General features: G+C 42.7%; 20 protein-coding genes. 6 read left to right on the forward strand and 14 right to left on the reverse strand.

Annotation, left to right across the window (positions count from 1 at the left end; all coding sequences use genetic code 11):
- The first annotated feature begins 248 nt into the window (after nucleotides 1-248).
- Nucleotides 249-2894 (forward strand): type I DNA topoisomerase, encoded by a 2646-nt coding sequence (gene topA / locus DS891_RS02080; protein ID WP_010373951.1) that lies wholly within the window; start codon nucleotides 249-251, stop codon nucleotides 2892-2894.
- A gap of 208 nt (nucleotides 2895-3102) precedes the next feature.
- Here the strand turns inward: topA and DS891_RS02085 are convergent, their stop codons facing one another.
- Nucleotides 3103-3348: a hypothetical protein gene (locus tag DS891_RS02085; RefSeq protein WP_010605025.1), complete on the reverse strand. Its 246-nt coding sequence runs from the start codon at nucleotides 3346-3348 to the stop codon at nucleotides 3103-3105.
- 173 nt (nucleotides 3349-3521) lie between these two features.
- Here DS891_RS02085 and DS891_RS02090 point away from each other — a divergent pair, with 173 nt between their 5' ends.
- Nucleotides 3522-4082, forward strand: a complete 561-nt coding sequence (locus DS891_RS02090) for a TIGR00645 family protein (protein ID WP_174168724.1) — start codon at nucleotides 3522-3524, stop codon at nucleotides 4080-4082.
- 120 nt (nucleotides 4083-4202) lie between these two features.
- On the opposite strand, the gene DS891_RS02095 is transcribed toward DS891_RS02090, so the two are convergent.
- From DS891_RS02095 to DS891_RS02105, 3 genes are read right to left on the reverse strand one after another with little or no spacing between them, the layout of a single operon-like run.
- A complete protein-coding gene (locus DS891_RS02095) occupies nucleotides 4203-5456 on the reverse strand; it encodes a hypothetical protein (protein WP_174168725.1) in 1254 nt (417 codons plus the stop codon).
- Nucleotides 5453-6286 (reverse strand): ABC transporter ATP-binding protein, encoded by an 834-nt coding sequence (locus DS891_RS02100; RefSeq protein ID WP_010605022.1) that lies wholly within the window; start codon nucleotides 6284-6286, stop codon nucleotides 5453-5455. Before DS891_RS02100 ends, DS891_RS02095 begins: the two co-directional genes overlap by 4 nt.
- Nucleotides 6286-6657: a GntR family transcriptional regulator gene (locus tag DS891_RS02105; RefSeq protein WP_010605021.1), complete on the reverse strand. Its 372-nt coding sequence runs from the start codon at nucleotides 6655-6657 to the stop codon at nucleotides 6286-6288. Before DS891_RS02105 ends, DS891_RS02100 begins: the two co-directional genes overlap by 1 nt.
- 89 nt (nucleotides 6658-6746) lie before the next feature.
- On the opposite strand from DS891_RS02105, the gene DS891_RS02110 reads away from it, so the two are divergent.
- From DS891_RS02110 to ttcA, 4 genes are all read left to right on the forward strand, one after another.
- Nucleotides 6747-8231 (forward strand): alpha/beta fold hydrolase, encoded by a 1485-nt coding sequence (locus DS891_RS02110; protein ID WP_174168726.1) that lies wholly within the window; start codon nucleotides 6747-6749, stop codon nucleotides 8229-8231.
- Nucleotides 8232-8234: 3 nt separating this feature from the next.
- Entirely contained in the window at nucleotides 8235-8969 is a 735-nt protein-coding gene (locus tag DS891_RS02115; protein WP_095729531.1) for an ATP-binding cassette domain-containing protein, read from the forward strand.
- Nucleotides 8966-10102 (forward strand): ABC transporter permease, encoded by a 1137-nt coding sequence (locus tag DS891_RS02120; protein WP_010605018.1) that lies wholly within the window; start codon nucleotides 8966-8968, stop codon nucleotides 10100-10102. Before DS891_RS02115 ends, DS891_RS02120 begins: the two co-directional genes overlap by 4 nt.
- A gap of 163 nt (nucleotides 10103-10265) precedes the next feature.
- Entirely contained in the window at nucleotides 10266-11159 is an 894-nt protein-coding gene (gene ttcA, locus DS891_RS02125; protein WP_010373971.1) for a tRNA 2-thiocytidine(32) synthetase TtcA, read from the forward strand.
- 175 nt (nucleotides 11160-11334) lie between these two features.
- On the opposite strand, the gene uspE is transcribed toward ttcA, so the two are convergent.
- The 10 genes from uspE to ccoN all read right to left on the reverse strand — a co-directional run bounded on the left by uspE (nucleotide 11335) and on the right by ccoN (nucleotide 20430).
- Nucleotides 11335-12258 (reverse strand): universal stress protein UspE, encoded by a 924-nt coding sequence (gene uspE / locus DS891_RS02130; RefSeq protein ID WP_010605017.1) that lies wholly within the window; start codon nucleotides 12256-12258, stop codon nucleotides 11335-11337.
- A gap of 117 nt (nucleotides 12259-12375) precedes the next feature.
- Nucleotides 12376-13110 carry an FNR family transcription factor gene (locus tag DS891_RS02135; RefSeq protein WP_010373979.1) on the reverse strand — a complete coding sequence of 245 codons (735 nt, stop codon included), beginning with the start codon at nucleotides 13108-13110 and terminating at the stop codon, nucleotides 12376-12378.
- A 184-nt stretch (nucleotides 13111-13294) separates the two neighbouring features.
- Nucleotides 13295-13966: a sulfite exporter TauE/SafE family protein gene (locus tag DS891_RS02140; protein ID WP_174168727.1), complete on the reverse strand. Its 672-nt coding sequence runs from the start codon at nucleotides 13964-13966 to the stop codon at nucleotides 13295-13297.
- A gap of 1 nt (nucleotide 13967) precedes the next feature.
- Nucleotides 13968-14168, reverse strand: coding sequence for a cbb3-type cytochrome oxidase assembly protein CcoS (gene ccoS / locus DS891_RS02145; protein WP_102056971.1), 201 nt, complete (start codon nucleotides 14166-14168; stop codon nucleotides 13968-13970).
- The gene (locus DS891_RS02150) at nucleotides 14165-16540 is read right to left on the reverse strand and encodes a heavy metal translocating P-type ATPase (RefSeq protein WP_174168728.1); all 2376 of its coding nucleotides are present in this window, start codon (nucleotides 16538-16540) and stop codon (nucleotides 14165-14167) included. The genes ccoS and DS891_RS02150 overlap by 4 nt, the downstream gene beginning before the upstream one ends.
- A gap of 6 nt (nucleotides 16541-16546) precedes the next feature.
- Nucleotides 16547-17038, reverse strand: a complete 492-nt coding sequence (locus DS891_RS02155; RefSeq protein WP_010605013.1) for a FixH family protein — start codon at nucleotides 17036-17038, stop codon at nucleotides 16547-16549.
- Nucleotides 17039-17156: 118 nt separating this feature from the next.
- Nucleotides 17157-18122 (reverse strand): cytochrome-c oxidase, cbb3-type subunit III, encoded by a 966-nt coding sequence (gene ccoP / locus DS891_RS02160; protein ID WP_102056969.1) that lies wholly within the window; start codon nucleotides 18120-18122, stop codon nucleotides 17157-17159.
- Complete coding sequence (locus DS891_RS02165) at nucleotides 18119-18304, reverse strand: cbb3-type cytochrome c oxidase subunit 3 (protein WP_010373992.1); 186 nt, start codon at nucleotides 18302-18304, stop codon at nucleotides 18119-18121. The genes ccoP and DS891_RS02165 overlap by 4 nt, the downstream gene beginning before the upstream one ends.
- Before the next feature lie 5 nt (nucleotides 18305-18309).
- The gene (ccoO, locus tag DS891_RS02170; RefSeq protein ID WP_010373994.1) at nucleotides 18310-18984 is read right to left on the reverse strand and encodes a cytochrome-c oxidase, cbb3-type subunit II; all 675 of its coding nucleotides are present in this window, start codon (nucleotides 18982-18984) and stop codon (nucleotides 18310-18312) included.
- Between the two features lie 12 nt (nucleotides 18985-18996).
- Complete coding sequence (ccoN, locus tag DS891_RS02175) at nucleotides 18997-20430, reverse strand: cytochrome-c oxidase, cbb3-type subunit I (RefSeq protein ID WP_010373997.1); 1434 nt, start codon at nucleotides 20428-20430, stop codon at nucleotides 18997-18999.
- Nucleotides 20431-20718 lie beyond the last annotated feature (288 nt).

The raw sequence follows: 20718 nt of genomic DNA on the forward strand, positions 1-20718 counted from the left end.
ATAAATGCCAACTTTCGGGTTGGCATTTTTGTTTCTATTCCTTTATATTCCCGTGCCTTAACCTTATATATATGAATGCGTCCCTAAATTGGCTGAATATTGTACATAAATTGGATAATAATTCGGTGATCAGGGAAAAGTTAGTATTTTTAGCTTGTAACAATAGGTGTTTGTAGATATACCTATAAGTAATTTAACGCCCAAGTAAGGGCAAAACATCAGACAGAATCGGTCAAAAATAGGCAGCTATGGGCAAATCGCTAGTAATTGTAGAGTCTCCCGCGAAGGCAAAAACAATCAATAAATACCTCGGCAAGGATTACATTGTTAAATCCAGTGTAGGTCATGTTCGAGATCTTCCTACCTCAGGGGCAGGTAAAACGAAAGGCTTGGCAACTAAGTCGCCAGCTGAAGTACGTAAAATGTCACCTGAAGAAAAAGCGCAATATAAAAAGCAAAAAGATTATGCAAATTTAGTTGCGAGGATGGGGATTGATCCTGAGAAGGGTTGGGAACCGCATTACGAAATTTTGCCGGGTAAAGAAAAAGTAGTTCAAGAACTACAAAAGCTTGCTGAAGATGCTGACCATATCTATCTCGCAACCGATTTGGATAGAGAAGGGGAGGCCATTGCTTGGCACCTTGAGCAGATTATCGGTGGCGATGAGAGCAAGTATAAGCGTGTGGTCTTTAACGAGATCACCAAAAACGCGATAACTCAAGCGTTTGAGGCACCTGGCGACCTTAACACCGACATGGTATATGCGCAGCAGGCAAGACGATTCCTTGACCGTGTTGTTGGCTTTATGGTGTCCCCGCTGCTTTGGCAAAAAGTAGCAAGAGGGTTATCGGCAGGTCGTGTACAATCTGTTGCTGTGAGATTACTTGTTGAACGAGAGCGTGAGATTAAAGCGTTTATTCCAGAAGAGTTTTGGGATATTCACGCTGATGTTAAAGCAACAAAAGATGATATTCGCCTAGCGGTTACTAAGTTTAAAGGCGAAGCATTTAAGCCAGTAAATAAAGCGCAAGCTGATACAGCCGTACAAGTGCTTGAAAACAGTGCTTACGAAGTAGTCAAGGTTGAAGAAAAGCCAAGTAAGAGTAAGCCAAGTGCACCATTTATTACCTCGACAATGCAGCAAGCGGCAAGTACTCGTTTAGGCTATGGCGTAAAGAAAACCATGATGTTAGCGCAGCGTCTATACGAGGCGGGTTACATCACCTATATGCGTACAGACTCGACGAATTTATCAAATGACGCGTTAGAAATGTGTCGTGGCTATATCGATAGTGAATTTGGTAGTAAGTATTTACCAGAAGCACCGCTGCGTTATTCCGCAAAAGGCAACGCACAAGAAGCGCACGAGGCAATTCGTCCTTCTGATGTGACAATCTTATCCGGTCATTTAGACGGCGTAGAGGCAGATGCTAAGAAGCTCTATGAGCTTATTTGGCGTCAGTTTGTGGCGTGTCAAATGATGCCAGCAGAGTACGACCTAACGACGCTGACCGTCGCCGCGGAAGATTACACATTAAAAGCGAAAGGGCGTGTGCTACGTTTTGATGGTTGGACACGTGTACAACCGGCAGTCCGTAAGAAGAATGAAGAAGAGCAGGCGCTTCCAAGTGTTTCAGTTGGCGATAAGCTTGATCTTATTGCGATTGATCCTAAACAGCACTTTACTAAACCACCAGCACGTTTCAGCGAAGCAAGCTTAGTTAAGGAATTAGAAAAGCGTGGTATTGGTCGTCCATCTACCTATGCTGCTATCATTTCGACGATTCAGGACCGTGGTTATGTCCGAGTTGAAAACCGCCGTTTTTACGCTGAAAAAATGGGCGAGATCGTTACTGACAGACTCGTTGAGAATTTTAACGATTTAATGGACTTTGACTTTACCGCCAAAATGGAAGGTCGCCTTGATGATATCGCAGAAGGTGAACGCTTATGGACGCAGGTACTTGATAAGTTTTACGCCGACTTTTCTAACCAGCTAGAAATTGCAGCTGGTGATGAAAGTGAAGGCGGCATGCGACAAAATGTGATGGTCGAAACAGACATAGATTGTCCTACATGTTCACGTAAGATGGGTATTCGTACTGCTTCTACTGGGGTATTCCTTGGCTGTACAGGCTATAACTTACCGCCAAAAGAGCGCTGTACTACGACAATTAATCTCGTGTCAGGTGATGAAGCAGTTGCCGCGGATGCGGATGAAGAGGCGGAAGCTGAATCACTTCGTCATATGAAACGTTGCCCAATTTGCGAAACAGCAATGGATTCATATCTTATTGATGAAACGAAAAAACTCCATGTATGCGGTAATAATCCTGCATGTAAGGGCTATGTCATTGAGACAGGTGCATTTAAGATCAAGGGCTACGATGGACCACTGATTGAGTGTGACAAGTGTGGCTCGGATATGCAGCTTAAATCCGGCCGTTTTGGTAAGTATTTTGGTTGTACGAATGAAGATTGTAAAAATACACGTAAACTATTGAAAAACGGTGAAGCTGCGCCACCGAAAGAAGATCCAGTTCCGCTACCGGAACTAGAATGCGAAAAATCGGACGCGCATTTTGTGCTTCGAGATGGCGCTTCAGGTATTTTCTTAGCGGCGCACACATTCCCGAAGTCACGTGAAACACGTGCTCCTAAGGTATCTGAGCTAAAACGCTTTAGAGATAGAATTTCACCTAAATTCTATTATCTGGCTGATGCGCCTGAGCAAGACTCGGATGGTAATCCTGCGATTGTTCGTTACTCTAGAAAAACCAAGACACAATATGTGATGACAGAAGTGGATGGTAAAGCGACGGGTTGGAAAGCGACGTATAGTAATGGTAAATGGGTAGAAGAAGAGAAAACTACCAAGAAAAAGAAAGCTTAACAGCTAGCCAAACATCGATAAGCGTCTTCGGATGCTATGGATATTTTGTCCAAAATGTTATTAAAAACAAAAGGCCGTTCAACGTATTGAGCGGCCTTTTCATCATGAATGCCATCACTTAATTAAGCGAACTGGTATTATACCAATTACACTAATTCTCCAAGCAATTTGAAGGGTGAAATAACTCATTTACTTAAAACAAATGGTGTTATTTAATGTTTACGTCTTTGACTTTTTGATAGCCAGTTGCCTCTAGCTCGTCGTTAACGCAATTCAAAACATATTTTTTCATCTCAGATGCTTGTACATCATCATCTTTTGCCCAATCAAGGCACATTTGAGTTAACTCTTGAACCAAATCTGCAGGCGCGACTGGTAGCTCTTCATCCGCTTGCACTTGTACACAAGCAAAAAGAGATAGAGCGATGATTAATGATGAAACTAAGGTTTTCATTCGTGTTACCTGTTAGTTGAAAGAACAAGCATGTTTTAAAGCAAAATTTAAAATAAGGAAAACGAATTAATTTTCTCCTTAAGAGCAGAAAATTGATTCAAATTTACATTAATAAATGGTGAGAAATACAAGCGTTGATGCTACATTTAAAGGTTAAGTAAAACTAACTAAACATGGTGAAAATCAAAAACATGGAGCAAGAAACTAAGTCTGCGAATGAGCAATTTAATCGTTATGAATATCTCTTAGAAAGAACCTTATTTAAAGGAAGATGGCTGTTAGCGCCTTTCTTTGTTGGCCTACTACTCGCGATTGTGTTGTTGTTACTTAAGTTCTTTAAACAGCTTTATGTGATGACCATCAGTGCGCTTACGGCGACAAACCAAGAGTTACTCATTGGTATCTTAACATTGGTTGATACGGCTTTACTGGCCGGGTTGTTGATCATTATTATTTTTAGTGGCTACGAGAATTTCGTTTTTAAGCTCAATGTTGAGCCCCAAGAAGATAAGCCGACTTGGATGGGAAAGGTTGGCTTCTCGGGCCTTAAAATCAAATTGATCAGTGCCATCGTAGCAATATCTGCGGTAGAACTACTCAAAGTCTTTATCCATTCTCAAGACTTAACCAGTGAGCAGCTTGCTTGGAAAGTAGGCATACATATTACTTTCGTGATCTCTGGGGTGTTGTTTTCGGTTACCGACTTTATTAATAGTCGAACCCACTCCCATTAAATATAGCGGATAAAAAGAGTGATAATCGACTTATGCTCACTATCACTCTTTTATTCTTATTAGCACAGTCTTTGGTTCGTGCTACGCCTATATGAGCAACATCTTGGATCCGAGCACGTCTTAGTCAAACTTTCTATTACTGTAAAGGAGCAATGAAGTGGCTACCACAACATAGCCCAATAACAGATATAGAGTGGCAACTGAGTGTTCGTGATTTAACAGGTAAGATTTAAACGCACTATGTAAAATGATTACGAACATGCACGAAAGTGACAACGTAAGGGCGCTCGTTATGATGCTCCCTAGTGCAACGCAAAGAATAAATCCTGCAACCGAGCCGATAAATATCATAAGGTAGAAAACCACAGTCTCAAATGTGGTAAGGAAGCTGCAAACCAGCAGTACTGTAAGTTGAAACAAAGATAAGCAAAAGCCAAGCTTAACTGCTGCAACGTGATAGGCCTGTTTAATTGATTTTAGGCTTGAATAGACAGGTAATAGATAGAGCTGGTCCCATGTCATTTTTGTTTGTAGTTTGGACCAACAGACAAAAATAGCGACCATCAAAACAAGCATATCGGTAAAGCCAGTGATAAATTGAATTGTGACTCCAAAAAAGCCGACTGCCACAATGGCTAAAAGCCCTGAGAGAAAAAATATTTGACAAGTTTGTATCAACAGGTTGCCTGAAAAATAGCTCATCGGCATAAAAAATTGCCTAAACCGTTGAGTGAGGAAATCAGGGGTAAAGGTATTACTCGGGAGCCAGCCAGTCTGTACATTATTTATGTAGGTTTGATATGCCAAATGATGCCATTGACAGTTATTATTTCGTGTAATCAGCAGATAAACTGCCACTAATATGAAGGGAATGGCGAGTAGTGCTAAAACTTGTGGAGTATCGCCAAAAAACATAGCGAGCATGAGTACGAGCATGAAAACGTAGCTATTATGTTTGAAATAAAAGCTATTTCGAATACATAATAAAAAGAAACTACCACCAAAACTCGTTGCAAACAACATGGCATAGGCAACTTCTGGCGCGGGGCGGTTGAAAAGAGCGAGTGCATTGAACATGTAGCCAACGACTAGTATTACAAGTCCTTGTAAGTATACGTGCCGTTTAATTGCAGGGAATAGTAATGCGCTTTCCTGTGCTTGTAATTTCACTAACTGCCAGCAAAAAGCCATCCATAAGGCGCTGATAGCAAAGACCAAGCTAAATGTTTGTATGTTTTGCTCTTCTATTAAGGTTAATAATGGTGTAGCAATAGAAGCTAAGATCCCCGGAATGAAAAAATTTGCAGAGCCACACTCTCGTAACCAAAAGCCGGAAAACCCTGTCCACCAATTGCGCCGAGTTAACGTGCTCATGTGTGTAGCTCCACAAAAAGTTGTTCAAGGTTGCTATGGCTTTGCTGTAGGCCCGTTGGCCAATTTGAGCCGTCTTGAGCTTGGTAAATACTAAAACGTTCAGATTGGTGAAGCAGCTCTGCTGATGGAAGGTTGTTTGTAAGGTGATGCGGAACAAGTCTAATCTGTTCCTTCAGTGTATCTAGTTCGCCAGTAACCAATACCTTACCATCTTTAATTATAGCAATATGACTCGCGACGCGCTCAACGTCAGATGTAATATGCGAGGAGAAAAGTACACCAGAGCCGGACTCAAGCGCTAGCTCAAATAAGTCCGACATAAATTCTCGGCGTGCGATGGGGTCGAGATTTGAAACAGGCTCGTCAAGGATCAGTAACTTAGGTCGATACGACATCGCCATTATCAGCGCTAAGCTTTGTTGCTGACCAACTGAAAGGTTACTTACTAGCTTGTTTTCATCTAACTCGAAGCGAGAAAGCCACTCTTGTTCTAGCGTGTTATCCCAATTTTGATAAAAGCTGCGGTGCAGTGCGAGGGCGTCTTTGACTTTAAAACCTTGATAACCACAGGGTTGCTGTGGCACATAGCCAATTTGGCTCTTGCATGTAGGACTCAGCTCTAGATTGCTGCTGTTGAGGCAGCTAACTTCACCACTATTTTGTTCGATTAGTCCAAGTGCAATTCGCAGTAGCGTAGTTTTACCTGCACCGTTTCGTCCCAGTAGACCCATAACCATACCAGGTTCAATAGTAAGGTTTATGTTTTCAAGAACAGACTTGTCGGAAAATTGTTTATGGATTTTGGTGAATTGTAGTAGTGGGCTTGTCATTATTCTTGTCCCCAGTTTTTATCTATCAATGATATCAACTCAACCTTGGTGATCCCAAGTTGTTTCGCATCATTAATTAAAATATCTAGGTTTTTGTTGAGCAGACTATCGGTCTGTTGTGTGGTTGGCTGTTGTGCTACTCGTGTCGGCTGACCGCGTCTTCGTTCAAGCCAACCTTGATCGACAAGTTGCCCGATTGCTCGAGAGACAGTCATCGGATTTACCGAGAAATGTTCAGCTAGCTTTCTTACAGAAGGTAGCTCTTCTCCGGCTTGTGCTTTACCTGACACAATTAAACGCACTACCTGATCAAATAGCTGCTTATAAATCGGCTCTGCGCTGTTGGGGTTGACATGAATAAGATCTAGCATTACTCTAATTCTACTGTATTAATACAATAATACACTGATACACTCACTTAAAGTTAGCATACTGACCGTGAGTCAACAAGGAAATAACTATGAAAAAGCCATTTAAGTTTAAGAAAAGCTTAGTAAAGCTAGCGCTGCTTCCTCTCGTTTTAGGAGCTGTGCTGCCATTACAAGCAGCAGCATCAACAGCAGAATTATCCGCTTGCTATGCAAAGGGACTCGATGATAGAGCACAATGCGGAAAAATCTCACAACCATTAAGTGAAACCAAAACAGAACAAAAAATTGATATTCACTTTATGGTTATTCCTGCAATAAAACAACTTTACCCACAAGAAGCAATTATTGCGTTTGCAGGGGGACCTGGACAATCAGCCACCGAAATCGCAGCAAACTTTGAAAGAATTCTTAAATACGCGAGAGAAAATAGAGACATTATACTTGTTGATCAACGGGGAACTGGAAAATCCAATCTATTGCAATGTGATATGGATAACCTTGAACAACAATTTGCGCTAAATGATACTTTGCTGGGTCTCGATTTTTACAAAGAAGACGCCCTAAAGTGCAAAGAAAAACTAGACACAGATCTTTCCGATTACACAACTGTTGCGGCAGCAAAAGATTTTGACGCGGTAAGAACCGCACTCGGTTATAGCAAGTTACACTTATACGGTGGCTCATATGGAACACGCATCGCACTTGAGTATATGAGACAGTTCCCTGATAGTGTTGCATCGGCCGTGTTAGATGGTCTTGCACCCAATAACCAAAGTTTAATGGCGATTGGTGGTGCGATAGAAGAGTCATTGAACGCCCTATTTGCACAATGTGAAGCCGATAAAAAGTGTGCAAATAATTATCCTAATCTAAAGCAGCAATGGCAAAGCTTGCTGGAGCAAGTTGGGCAAACGCCGATAGAGGTTTCTGTGCTTCACCCCAGAACCAGTAAACCGCTCGCAATGACGATGACCAAAATGAAGCTATTTAGCGCGATTAGGATGGCGCTTTACTCTCATACCTCTCGAGCATTGGTGCCGCTTGCGATTAGTGAAGCGACTAAAGGCAACCTTGCTCCTCTAGTTGGCATGATGGCACCAAGTGAAGACGGCCTTGGATTGGCCATGGGGATGCATCAGGCAATTGTATGTGGGGAAGATTGGCCACGATTAACGGCTGCGGACAAAGCGAAATATAGTGAAAACTATATGGGTAAGATGATGATTACAGGATTGGATGCGACGTGCCCAATTTGGAATGTGAGTCCGGTGTCGAGTAGTTACTATGAACCCGTTGCGTCCGATATTCCAACCTTACTACTTTCTGGCGGATTAGACCCAGCAACGCCTGCTCAGTGGGCCGAAGTTGCGATGGAAAAACTAAGCAATGCCACACACTTAGTTGCACCAACGGCAACGCATATTGTCGCAGGGCAAAGCTGTGCTAATAAGCTTATTGCTAAGTTTTACGATGAAAAGACAGTGGGAGACTTTGATACCAGTTGTCTTGAAGAAGACACACGCAAACAATTCTTTATGAACATCAATGGCCCTGCAACAGCTGATAAGGAGTAACTCATGATCCAAGTAGATAACTTACATAAAAAGATTGGTGAAGTGAACGCGCTAGACGGGCTGTCATTTACCGCTCGTGATGGTCAAATTACGGGACTATTGGGACCCAACGGAGCTGGTAAAACGACTTGCTTACGGACCGTATTTGGCCTGCTTCAAGCTGATCAAGGTATGGCGTCTATCGATAGTATTGATGTTGCCAAAGAGCCAACCAGGGCAAAACAACAATTAGGATTGTTCCCAGACCCATGTGGGCTCTACGAGCGCATGACGCCGCGTGAATATACCCAATTTTACGCTGAACTAAGTGGCATGGACGCAAAATCGGCCGCTACAGCGACGCAAGAAGTATTAGAAAAGCTACAAATGTTGGATATCGCGGATAGACGCTGTAAAGGCTTTTCACAAGGCCAAAGAATGAAAACGGCGTTGGCACAGGCAATCGTGCATAAACCAACGAATATTGTACTTGATGAGCCAACACGTGGTTTAGATGTAATGAGTACCAGAGTGTTACGGGATTTGTTGATGATGCTTAAGGCGCAAGGTCACTGTGTCTTATTTTCTAGCCACGTGATGCAAGAAGTTGCAGCACTTTGTGATCATGTGGTGGTCATGGCGAAAGGCAAAGTGGTCGCGGAAGGTTCTCCAGAGGCCCTATGTGAACAAACAGGTAAAGCGTCGCTTGAGGAAGCTTTCATTACCCTGATAGGTACAGATGAAGGAATTGCAGCATGATGAAATTAATCTCAGTTTTATTTAAAAAAGAAGTGTTAGACGCAAGCCGCGACAAACGTTCAGTGATGGCTGGCCTTTACTATTGTATCGGTGCACCTATTCTAATGTGTGTATTGTTTACCGTCATGTTTAAGCAAATGGCTTCGCCTGAAGCACTCAAAATCACCATTAATAACGCAGAAAATGCGCCAAACTTAGTGCAATTTTTAGCGAGTAAAGAAATTGAACATGGTGAAGGCGAAGAAGTTAAAGCTATTACCTTGGAGATCAGCGAAGATTACCAAGAAAATATGATGCAAGGTAAGAGTGCGACGGTATTTATCATTGCTGATAAATCGGAGCAAAAGTTACGTTCATCAATTAACCGACTAGAGCGTAACCTCATGTTATACAACAGCGAAGTTGCTTCATTGCGATTAGTCGCGCGTGGTATCGATCCGACTATTGCACGTGCGATTGATGTCCAAACTCATGACCAAGCGACACCGACCTCTAAAGGAGGCTTCGTATTAGGTATTGCAACATTATCTATTATTATTTCGCTATTTTATGCGGCGATGGGTATGGCGATTGACAGTAGTGCAGGGGAGCGTGAACGTAACTCATTACAGCTATTACTTAGCCATCCGATCAGCACCATGCATATTGTGTTAGCTAAAGTGGGGGCAATCGCAGGTTTTTCTATCATTGCTTTAGTGTTAACCACCATAGTATCTAAGTTTGCTTATAATATGGTGCCATGGGAAATGATGGGCTTTACAGTGGTCATTGGTCCTAAATTTATTATTTCAGCAATTATAATTGGCCTGCCTATTGCCTTAATGTCTGCCAGTTTATTGATATTTATCTCTTTCTTAGCTAAATCATTTAAAGAAGCGCAATCTTATGTGGCGATGGCGCTGTTCATTCCGGTAATGATGAGTATGGCAACGACCTATGATATTGCCACTGACATTATGCAGTGGATGCCGATCGCAGCGCAGCAAAATGCAATGATTGAAATCATTAAAGGCAACGCGATACCGGTACCACAACTATTATTGTCGAGCGCGGTCACACTGGGGTTGTTTGCTATTTTCACCTACCTAAGCAGTCGTATGCTAAAAAGTGAAAAGGTAGTGTTCGGCCTTTAATTTATTTGTTCCCAACTATGGCGCCCAAAGCGGCGCCATTTTTGTATTTTACCTCATCTTAATTTCACGTATAATCGGCGCCCCATAATTGATGTAGTAATGTACTAGCGCGATAACGCGCACAGTACGCAGTTGAGTAAGTATGAATACGGCACCTAACACCATGACAGAGCAAGATAATCGCAAAGAAGTTTTAGAGTTTAATAAGCTGCAAAAGCGTCTGCGCCGTAATGTCGGCAACGCCATCAAAGATTACAATATGATCGAAGAAGGCGATGTGGTGATGGCTTGTATCAGCGGTGGTAAGGATTCATTCGCCATGCTGGATATTTTACTTAGCCTAAAAAAAGCGGCACCAATTCACTTTGATGTGGTCGCGGTCAATCTGGATCAAAAGCAGCCTGGGTTCCCAGAGCATATTTTGCCTGAGTACTTCGAAACGTTAGACATTCCTTATTATATCATTGATAAAGATACCTACTCAGTCGTAAAAGAAAAAGTACCAGAGGGCAAAACGACTTGTGGCCTTTGTTCACGCTTGCGCCGTGGTACTTTGTATTCATTTGCTGAAAAGATTGGCGCGACAAAAATCGCACTGGGTCATCACTTAGATGATATTGTTGAAACGCTGTTTTTAAACATGTTCTACGGCGCGAGAATGAAAGCGATGCCACCCAAACTACGTTCTGATGATGGTCGTAATGTGGTGATCCGCCCACTCACTTATGCACGTGAAAAAGATCTTATTCAATACGCTGAACACAAGGATTTTCCTATTATTCCGTGCAACCTATGTGGTTCGCAAGAAAACCTGCAACGTCAAAATATTAAATCTATGTTGGTTGAGTGGGACAAGAAGACGCCTGGTCGAGTAGAGAATATTTTCAAATCAATTCAGAATGTTAGTCCAAGCCAACTGGCTGACACTGAACTCTTTGATTTCGAAAGTTTGCCTCTAGATAGAGACGGTGAGCGAGAAGCTTATGATTTTAACGAAGCGGTGGTTTCCTCGACAAACATTGATGAATCATTGTTCATTGATGTAACCAATATTTAATTCTCAATAGTGATTTACCCAGACTAGCCTAAATAGTCTTATACTTCTTAACTATTTTACTTTTTGGCTTGCACAGCTCAAGTAAACGGAATGTGTGGCTGTGTATTTGCCGCACATTCCAATCTAAACTTGGGATCACCTCTTTTTCTAGCAGCTGTTATCCCGAGTCTACGCATTAGTCTTCTAATGGGGATTTATAGCCATCAGGCTTTAGTGCTAAGACATCACAATCTAAGCTATCAATCACATGTTCAGCAGTATTGCCAACCAGCGCTGCACTCAGTCCAGTGCGACCGACAGTGCCAATGACCACTAACTCAGCGTCTTTTTCTTTAGCAACGTAGGGAATAACGTCCTCTGGTAGCCCTTCTTTGATGATGCAATCGCTTTTATCTATTGAATAAGTTTCTGCGAGTGCAAATGTTTCGTCTTCATGGTGTTTTTTTACGGCTTCATTGTATTGCGATGGGTTAAACTCGGGAATTTCAATGGCAATATTAACAGGCGTTGCTGGATAGGTGTTTACCAGGCTCAATTTGGCATTGGCTAATTCACATAAAAACTGAGCATCCGTAATGATACGTTTATTGAGTTCTTGATGTTGCTCGTTATCGCTGACAGAGTTTACCGCTGCAATAATGTTGCCTTGATCTGGCCAAGCGTGATCTTTAACCAGTAATAGAGGTGCAGGGCATTTGCGAATTAAATGCCAATCGGTTGGGGTGAAGATCACTGATTTCAGGGTGTCGTGTTGATGCGTAGATTTAATGACCAAATCATAATCATGCGCAAGCACGGTTTTGATGATCGCTTCGTAGGGGCGATTGTGCCACAACACTTTAGTTTGGATACTCACATCAGAAAAGTCCTTAACCATATCGGCAAGCCATGCTTCTCTGTCTTTGATCACCGCTTCACGCATTGCTTCACGCTCGTCTTTAGACAACATCGTGGTCATTTCATAGGAGAAGTCATAAATAGACATAAATGCAGTGATGGCTGCACCGGTACGTTTGGCAAGATTGATAGAGCGTTCTAAGCTATTTTGGCGCTCTTTAGTTGGATCAATTACGGTGAGTATACTTTTGATTTTATCCACGACTATCTCCTTAAAACGGTATACAAATAAGGTCAGAAGCTTTTCACCTCTGACCTTATTGAGTGTAACCGATCCTATCTAAGGATAAAGTCTTAACGATAAATAGTTTGTTCTAAATCAAGATGCAATCGCGGCTGTTTCAGCTAGGGCTGCAGCATCAATAATGGTGATGAACTTGCCTTCGACCTTTATTGTTCCAGCTTTTTGGAAGCGGCTGAGTAAACGACTAATGGTTTCTACAGTAAGACCCAAGTAGTTACCAATTTCACCGCGCGTCATCGTAAAGCGGAATTCTTTACGAGAAAAACCACGCTCGCCAAAGCGATTTGAAAGGTTATAGATAAAAGTTGCTAAGCGTTCTTCAGCAGTCTTTTTATTCAGTAATAACAACATTTCTTGGTCGTAATTGATTTCACTGCTCATTAATCGCATGATCTGTTGGCGCAGTTTTGGCAGCTTACCAGCTAACTCATCAAGGGTGTCAAAAGGGATTTCGCATACCATAGAGGTTTCTAAAGCTTGTGCGAAGCTTTGGTGCTGCATTTTATTAATGGCATCAAAACCCACAAGATCGCCCGCAAGGTGAAATCCTGTGATCTGCTCATCACCTTGTTCAGACAGTGTGTAGCTTTTAAATGAGCCGGAACGAACGGCAAAGATAGCATTTAATGGCGCACCTGACTCGAAAAGAAAATCTCCTTTATGAAGCGGCTTTTTACGTTCAATGATCTCATCTAGCTTGTCCATTTCACTGCCATTGAGCGAAAATGGGAGACAAAGTTGACTGATACTGCAATTATTGCAGCTGATTGTGCATTGGCTCTTTGAGCGGTTTTGATTACTTAAGTCCATAAAATTTCCATAAGTCTATGACGCACGTGAAGGCAACCTAGTACAAAGCATAACGGCTTTGGTACTACAGATCGCCACAAACTCATATGACACGCAAAAGAAAATTTGGTTATCAATTGGAGCTCCTAATCTCAAAGCGCTAACCAATAATCTTAAATGATGAGTTTGCTTAGATAAGGATAGGTTAATGTACTAACTTATCAGTTGCAATAATAATTAAATAAACACCATACCAAATCAATAAATTACCCATAATAATACGTGTAACTAAATGATTTATAAACTTTTGTAGCAGCTGAGCCGATTGTCCTATTACAATCATTGCAGGCATTGTGCCGACACCAAAGGCGAGCATAATGAGTGCGCCTTCAGTTGCTGATCTCGCTTGTAATGTCCATGTTAAAGCCGAATAAACTAGGCCACAGGGTAGCCAGCCCCATAAGGCGCCGTAGCAAAATGCTTTGGTTTTTGTGTTGACCGGGACTAAGTAGCGATTGAGCTTAACAATATGTTGCCAAATTAAGCTTTTAGCAAACGACTCTAGCCATTTTAAGGTACTGGCTAAGCGCATTACGTAGATAGCGACAAGCACCATAAAAATACCACTCATCAATTGTAATATAATGGCGAGAGATGTGTTTTGCTTGGCGAGACTTGCCCCGAGTAGGGCAACAAGGCTGCCAGCAAGCGCATAGCTGGAGATACGTCCGATATTATACAACAGGGTAACAACCACCGCAGAAAGTTGCTTGCTCGCCAGTTGTAGCGAGCTGGCAATACCGCCACACATCACCAAGCAGTGGCCACTTCCCGCAAGCCCCATCACAAATGCACTCAGCAAGCTTATCTCATTCATGCTAGTTGTCGTTATTACTTTTGTCATTTGATGGTTTTACGGACTTATCACCCGTTTGCGCTTTATCATCATCGAATAAGATGCTGTGGCCCTGTTTATTCAAATCTGAAAATTGTTCGCTTTTTACTGCCCAAAAGAAAATACCAATAGCAATAATGACGAATAAAATGGCGATAGGTATTAATACGTAGATGATACTCATAGCTTTAATAACCTTAATGAATTACCGATCACGATGATCGAGCTGGCTGACATGCCAATAACTGCTATCCAAGGTGGAATAAGGCCAAGTGCAGCGAGTGGCAAAATGGAGCCGTTATACAAAAGTGATATGGTTAAGTTTTGCTTTACTATTCTGCGCGTTTGTTTCGCTACTTGCTGAAGGGCTAGAATGGCATTCAAATCGCTATTTAACAACACCACATCAGCGGTATTTTTTGAGATATCAGCGCCGGTATCCATCGCAACTGACAAGTGAGCGCTATTGAATACTGGGCTATCGTTGATGCCATCACCTACCATAGCGACAATCTCGCCTTGTTTGGACCAAGCCTCAACGGCTTGTTGCTTAATCTCTGGTGTGCAAGCGCTTTGGTAGCTATCTAATGCTAACTGCTGCGATAACTCTTTACCTGCATTGGAGCTATCCCCAGTTAGCATATGGCATGTAAGGCCCGCTTGTTGTAACTGTTCAACAACTGTTTCTGCATTGCTTTTTACTTTGTCATTGAAGTAAAAGTCAGCGACTGCGTTGTTATCAATGAACAAGGTTGCTTGAGCAAATGACGCGTGGTTATCAAACCAATGGCTTTTCCCAAGGGCAATAGTGATTCCTTGCCAGTGACCACGGATACCTGAACCAGCCACAACTTCAACATCTTGGACTAGGTTTTCGGTTGGGGTGATATGTGCAAATGCGCGAGCGATAGGGTGTTCAGAAAACCGCTCTAACGCTGCTGCAAAATCCAAGACTTGTTGCTCGTTATAGTCAGTTTGTAGCAATTCGATATGTTTGATTGAGAAACGGCCTTCGGTCAGTGTGCCTGTTTTGTCAAAGGCAACACGCGTTAATTTGGTTGCCGTTTCTAATACATGGGCCTCTTTAATCAAGATCCCTTTCTTTGTAAGTGACGCCACGGCGCAAGTCAGCGCGGTGGGTATAGCTAGGCTCAATGCACAAGGACAGGTTGCTACTAGCACCGAAATCGTGATCCAAAAAGCCTTATCTGGTGAAATGGGATACCAGCCGATGGCGGTAATTGAGGCAAAAACTAATAGACAGGCAACAAACCACTGCGCGACTTTATCGGTGATTTCCACCAACTTAGGGCGTTTGGTAAGTGCGTTATGTTGCAGTCGAATAATTTGGTTGAGCAAGGTATTTTGCCCAATTTTATTGATCTCTAACGTAATTATACCGTCGTGATTCACGGTTCCAGCATACACTTGATGGCCTTGATATTTCTTAACTGGCAAATGTTCGCCTGTCATCATCGACTCATCAACTGTGGTATGGCCTTTGATCACTAAGCCATCCGCAGGGATAGTTTCTCCAGCCTTAACTAATATCAGATCGTTCAGTTTTAGCTTTTTGGCGGCAATATGTTGCTCATTGTTATTCTCATCAACCTTTCTGGCGGTCAATGGCAGCAGCTTTTGCAGGTTTGCAGTAAACTCACTGGCTTTTAATCTGGCCCTGAACTCAAGGTATTTACCTAACAACAGCAAGAAGGTAAACATACAGATGGATTCAAAATAGACTTCGCCGACTTCCATAAAAGTCGCGTAAGTACTGGCGCCGTAAGCTCCGAATATAGCAAGTGAAACAGGGAGATCCATATTCAGTTGTTTAGCTTTCAGCCCTTTAACCGCATTCGTTAAAAATGGCATCGCTGAATACAGAATAACAGGAGAGGCAAGCACGAGACTTATCCAACGAAAGTACTGTTCAAAGTTCTCTTCCATGCCTGAAAACATGCCAAAGTACATGGCAAATGCAAACATCATCACTTGCATAGTCATGAGGCCAGCAACGCCTAAACGACGGATGTATGCTTTCGCTACGGCTTGTTTCTGTGCAGCTTCTTCATCGGCTTGAAATGGGTAGGCCTTATAGCCGATTTCCATCAAAGATTTAATGATATCGCTAAGCTTAACGTGTTTATCTTGCCATACAATCATGGCGCGGTGAGTGGAGGTGTTAACATCAACACGAACGATACCACCGAGCGCCAGCAGTTGCTTTTCGATAAGCCAAGCACAAGCGGCGCAGCTTATTCCTTCAACACTGAGCAGTACCTCTTTATGTTCTCCGCTAATTTCGACGAAGTCCTCTTGGATCTCGTCGTTATCATAGCTGAGTAGCATTTTGAGTTGTTCAGGTACAAGCTCTTCAACTTTACCTGCACTTTCTGTGCGGTAAGTATAGTAGTCACTCATACCTTGAGAAATAATGGTTTCGGCAACGGCCTGGCAGCCAATACAGCAAACCGGTTGTGCGCTACCCTCAAAGGTAACCGAGCCTACAAACCCTTTAGGAATAGGCTCCAAACAATGAAAACACGAATTTGCCATGGCAGCTTACTTATACTGTGGAGTGACCGCGATAATACCATCATGTGGCAGTTGGATTTTTTCTTTCATTTTCCAACTGTTGTCCATAGGCTCTATAAATACCGTGAATACACCGCTATGTGGTTCATCAAATAAGCCAGTAAACTCGCCGCTGGCGTTTTTAGTCAGCGTGACTGCAAAATCGTATTTCTCAATAGTGCGGTGGTAAAACGAAAGCTTTAATGCATGAACTTTAGAAGCGTCGCCCTTGGTAAATTTAAAGGTGACTTTTTGCTCTGCTACTTGCAGGTCACCATGTAAATAGAGCGCTTTTGCTTTATCAAACTTACTCAGCTCTAGATTGATTGCTTTACCTTTTTTGTAGTAGTCATCAACGACCATATCAGGACCATTACCGACTGCAAACGTGATGAGAAAAACACAGGCAACGACAGTAACGAGTGGGAAAAAAATTAAAAACCAAGGCCAAAAATTCTTATACCAAGGGGTAGGGTTCATAGTTGCTCACATGGCTATAAAACTTGCTCGTATTCTATCGTAAGTTGCGGTAAATACCTAAAAAAAAGCCTCCAAATGGAGGCTTTTTTGATCTCAAATAATGTTCTAAAAGCTAAGCTTATTGGTCTTGTGACAAGCTATAAACATACGCTGTTAGAAGGTGTACTTTATCTTCACCTAAGATATCTTTCCATGCTGGCATAACACCCGCACGACCGTGGCGAAGTGTGTCTTCAACTGCGCGTTGAGAACCACCGTATAGCCAGATATTATCGGTTAAGTTTGGTGCACCGAACGGCAGGTTATGTGCAACAGAACCTTTACCATCCATACCATGACAAGCTGCACACATTGCAAACTTAGCTTTACCTGCTTCAGCATCTTTTTGGTTAACAGTACGTCCAGAAAGGCTTAGTACATAAGCAGTCATTTCTTTTACGCCTTGATCACCAAGAGCATCTTGCCAAGCTGGCATCGCTGCAACACGACCGTTAAGCAGTGTTTCTTTGATCTTGTCAGGCGTGCCACCATATAACCAGTCTTTATCAGTTAGGTTAGGGAAGCCTGCGCCACCACGAGCATCAGAGCCATGACACTGAGCACAGTTTTGCGAGAATAAACGTTGACCGATTTCAAGTGCTTCTTCATTCTTTGCAAGCGCAAGTACGTCTTGCTTTGCAAATTCTTGGAAGATAGGGCCAAAACGGTCTTGTGCTGCTTCAACTTCTTTATCAAGTTGTACCCACTGGCCATTTTCATGTGCTTCAGCGACTGCTTTCTTAGACTCTGCCAAGGTAGTAATACCTTGGTTAGAGCTCGTCCAGTTTAAGAAACCTTTAAAGTTACCAAGACCTGGGTAAGCAGCAAGATAATATACTGACCAAACAAAAGTCGCGAAGAACATGTAAGTCCACCACTTTGGTAGTGGATTATTTAATTCCTCAATTCCGTCGAACTCGTGACCACAGCTTTCGCCTTCTTTGACACCTGTGTAGTTTTTCAGGTTCCAAATTAGCAGGCCGAAAATCAGAGCTAGACACGCTAGGGTTAGTACAATAACCCAAATACTCCAAAAGCTAGTCATTTTTCAGACTCCTTTTCCTCGTTAGAGATAGTGTTGTTATGTTTTTTCTCATCTTCAAAAATGGCATTAGCAGCGTCGTCGAAACGGCGCTTAGAGCGCTTGCTATATGCCCACACAACAATCACTATAAACAGTACCAAAATTACCAGAGTCAAAATGCCTCTGTATGTGCCGTAATCCATAACAATTACTTCAAATGTGTGCCAAGTTGTTGTAAGTAAGCGATAAGTGCTTGCATTTCTGTCGCACCTTCACCACCGTTCATCGCGTGGATTTCATCCACTTGCGCTTGTAGTTCAGCATCATCACCGTAGCCTTTGCCATTGTAGCGGTCTGACGACTTATCAATACCAAATGCATCACGGAACACTTGTAATTTTTTCAGAGTATAAGTGGTATCTACTTTAGTGCTATCAAGCCAAGGGTAGCCTGGCATGTTTGACTCAGGTACCACCGAGCGAGGATCCATTAAGTGCGCATAGTGCCAGTCGTCAGAATAACGCTGACCAACACGTGCCAAATCTGGACCTGTACGTTTAGAGCCCCACTGGAATGGGTGATCCCATACTGACTCACCGGCTACAGAGTAGTGACCGTAGCGCTCAACTTCATCACGGAATGGACGAACCATCTGTGAGTGACAGTTGTAACAACCTTCACGTACGAAGATGTCACGACCTTCCATTTCAAGCGCGGTAAGCGGGCGTAAGCCTTCTACTGGCTGAGTGGTATCTTTTTGGAACATTAGTGGAGTAATTTCAACTAGTGCACCGAAGCTAATCGCGAATACCGTTAGGATAGCCATCAGGCCAACGTTCTTTTCAACGATTTCGTGTTTGTTTGTTGAGTTATTGTTGCTCATACTCAATACCCCTTAAGCCACTTGCGGGTTTGCATCAGTGGCAAGTTGACCACTTTTTGCAGTAACCGTACGGAATACGTTGTAAGCCATTACCAGCATACCAACTACGATGAATACACCGCCTAGGAATCGCATGATATAGAAAGGCTTAGAAGCTTCTAGTGACTGAACAAAGCTGTACATTAATGTACCGTCAGCATTTACTGCGCGCCACATTAGGCCTTGCATAACACCAGAGATCCACATTGCAACGATATAAAGCACAACACCAACAGTGTGTAGCCAGAAATGCGTGTTAACTAGCTTGATGCTGTACATGTTACCGTGACCAAATAGGGCAGGGATTAGGTGGTAAATTGCACCGATAGAAATCATCGCAACCCAACCTAGTGCACCAGAGTGTACGTGACCTACTGTCCAGTCTGTGTAATGTGAAAGCGCATTTACAGACTTAATAGCCATCATTGGGCCTTCGAACGTAGACATACCGTAAAACGATAGAGACACAACTAAGAAACGCAGTACTGGGTCAGTACGTAGTTTGTGCCAAGCGCCAGACAGCGTCATGATACCGTTGATCATACCGCCCCAAGAAGGAACGAATAGGATAACTGACATCACCATACCTAGAGACTGTGTCCAGTCAGGTAGTGCGGTGTAGTGAAGGTGGTGAGGACCTGCCCAAATATATAGAGAAACAAGAGCCCAGAAGTGAACAACCGATAGACGGTAAGAGTACACTGGACGACCTGCTTGTTTTGGTACGAAGTAGTACATCATACCTAAGAAACCAGCGGTAAGTAGGAAGCCTACTGCGTTGTGACCATACCACCACTGAACCATCGCATCTACTGCACCTGCGTAGATTGAATAAGATTTAGTAAGTGATACAGGGATAGCCATACTGTTTACAATGTGAAGCACTGCAACAGTGATAATGAAACCAGCGTAGAACCAGTTTGCTACATAGATGTGTGACACTTTACGCTTGATAAGAGTACCAAAGAATACTACAGCATAAGTAACCCATACTACCGCGATTGCGATATCAATCGGCCACTCTAGTTCAGCGTATTCTTTTGAAGAAGTAATGCCCAGAGGAAGCGTGATAGCCGCAGATACGATAATGGCTTGCCAACCCCAGAAGGTAAATGCGGCAAGTTTGTCAGAGAACAGGCGCGTTTGACACGTGCGCTGAACAACATAGTAAGAGGTTGCAAATAGTGCACTTGTACCAAATGCAAAGATTACTGCGTTCGTGTGTAACGGACGAAGTCTAGAGTAAGTTAACCATGGAATGTCGAAGTTTAACGCAGGCCACGCAAGTTGCGCTGCGATAAATACACCTACACCCATGCCAACAATGCCCCAAATCACTGTCATGATAGCGAATTGGCGTACAACTTTATAATTGTACTCAGTTTGTGATGCTACTGTTTGGCTCATTTTCTGGATTCCGCTGCAATTTATTGCGATTAGAAATGAATTACCTGAATTACAGGCCCTAGTTATATTTCTTCAAGCCCGTCATGTTTTAACTCAATAGATGAGTGAAAACCTAACCAGCCCGAGAAACCTTTATTTTTGCGAGGAAATGATAATTTTTTTGCTTATGAAAAGATACCTAAAACGCCTAAAATTATGACATCAATCAAGTTTTCAGGCGCTTTTTGTTCGCTTCTTAAGCAACCTAGCATTTGCCCTGAAACTTGCGTACACTGCGCAGGATTCAGA

The organism is Pseudoalteromonas sp. JC28 (assembly GCF_013319255.1).
Classification (GTDB): Bacteria; Pseudomonadota; Gammaproteobacteria; order Enterobacterales; family Alteromonadaceae; genus Pseudoalteromonas.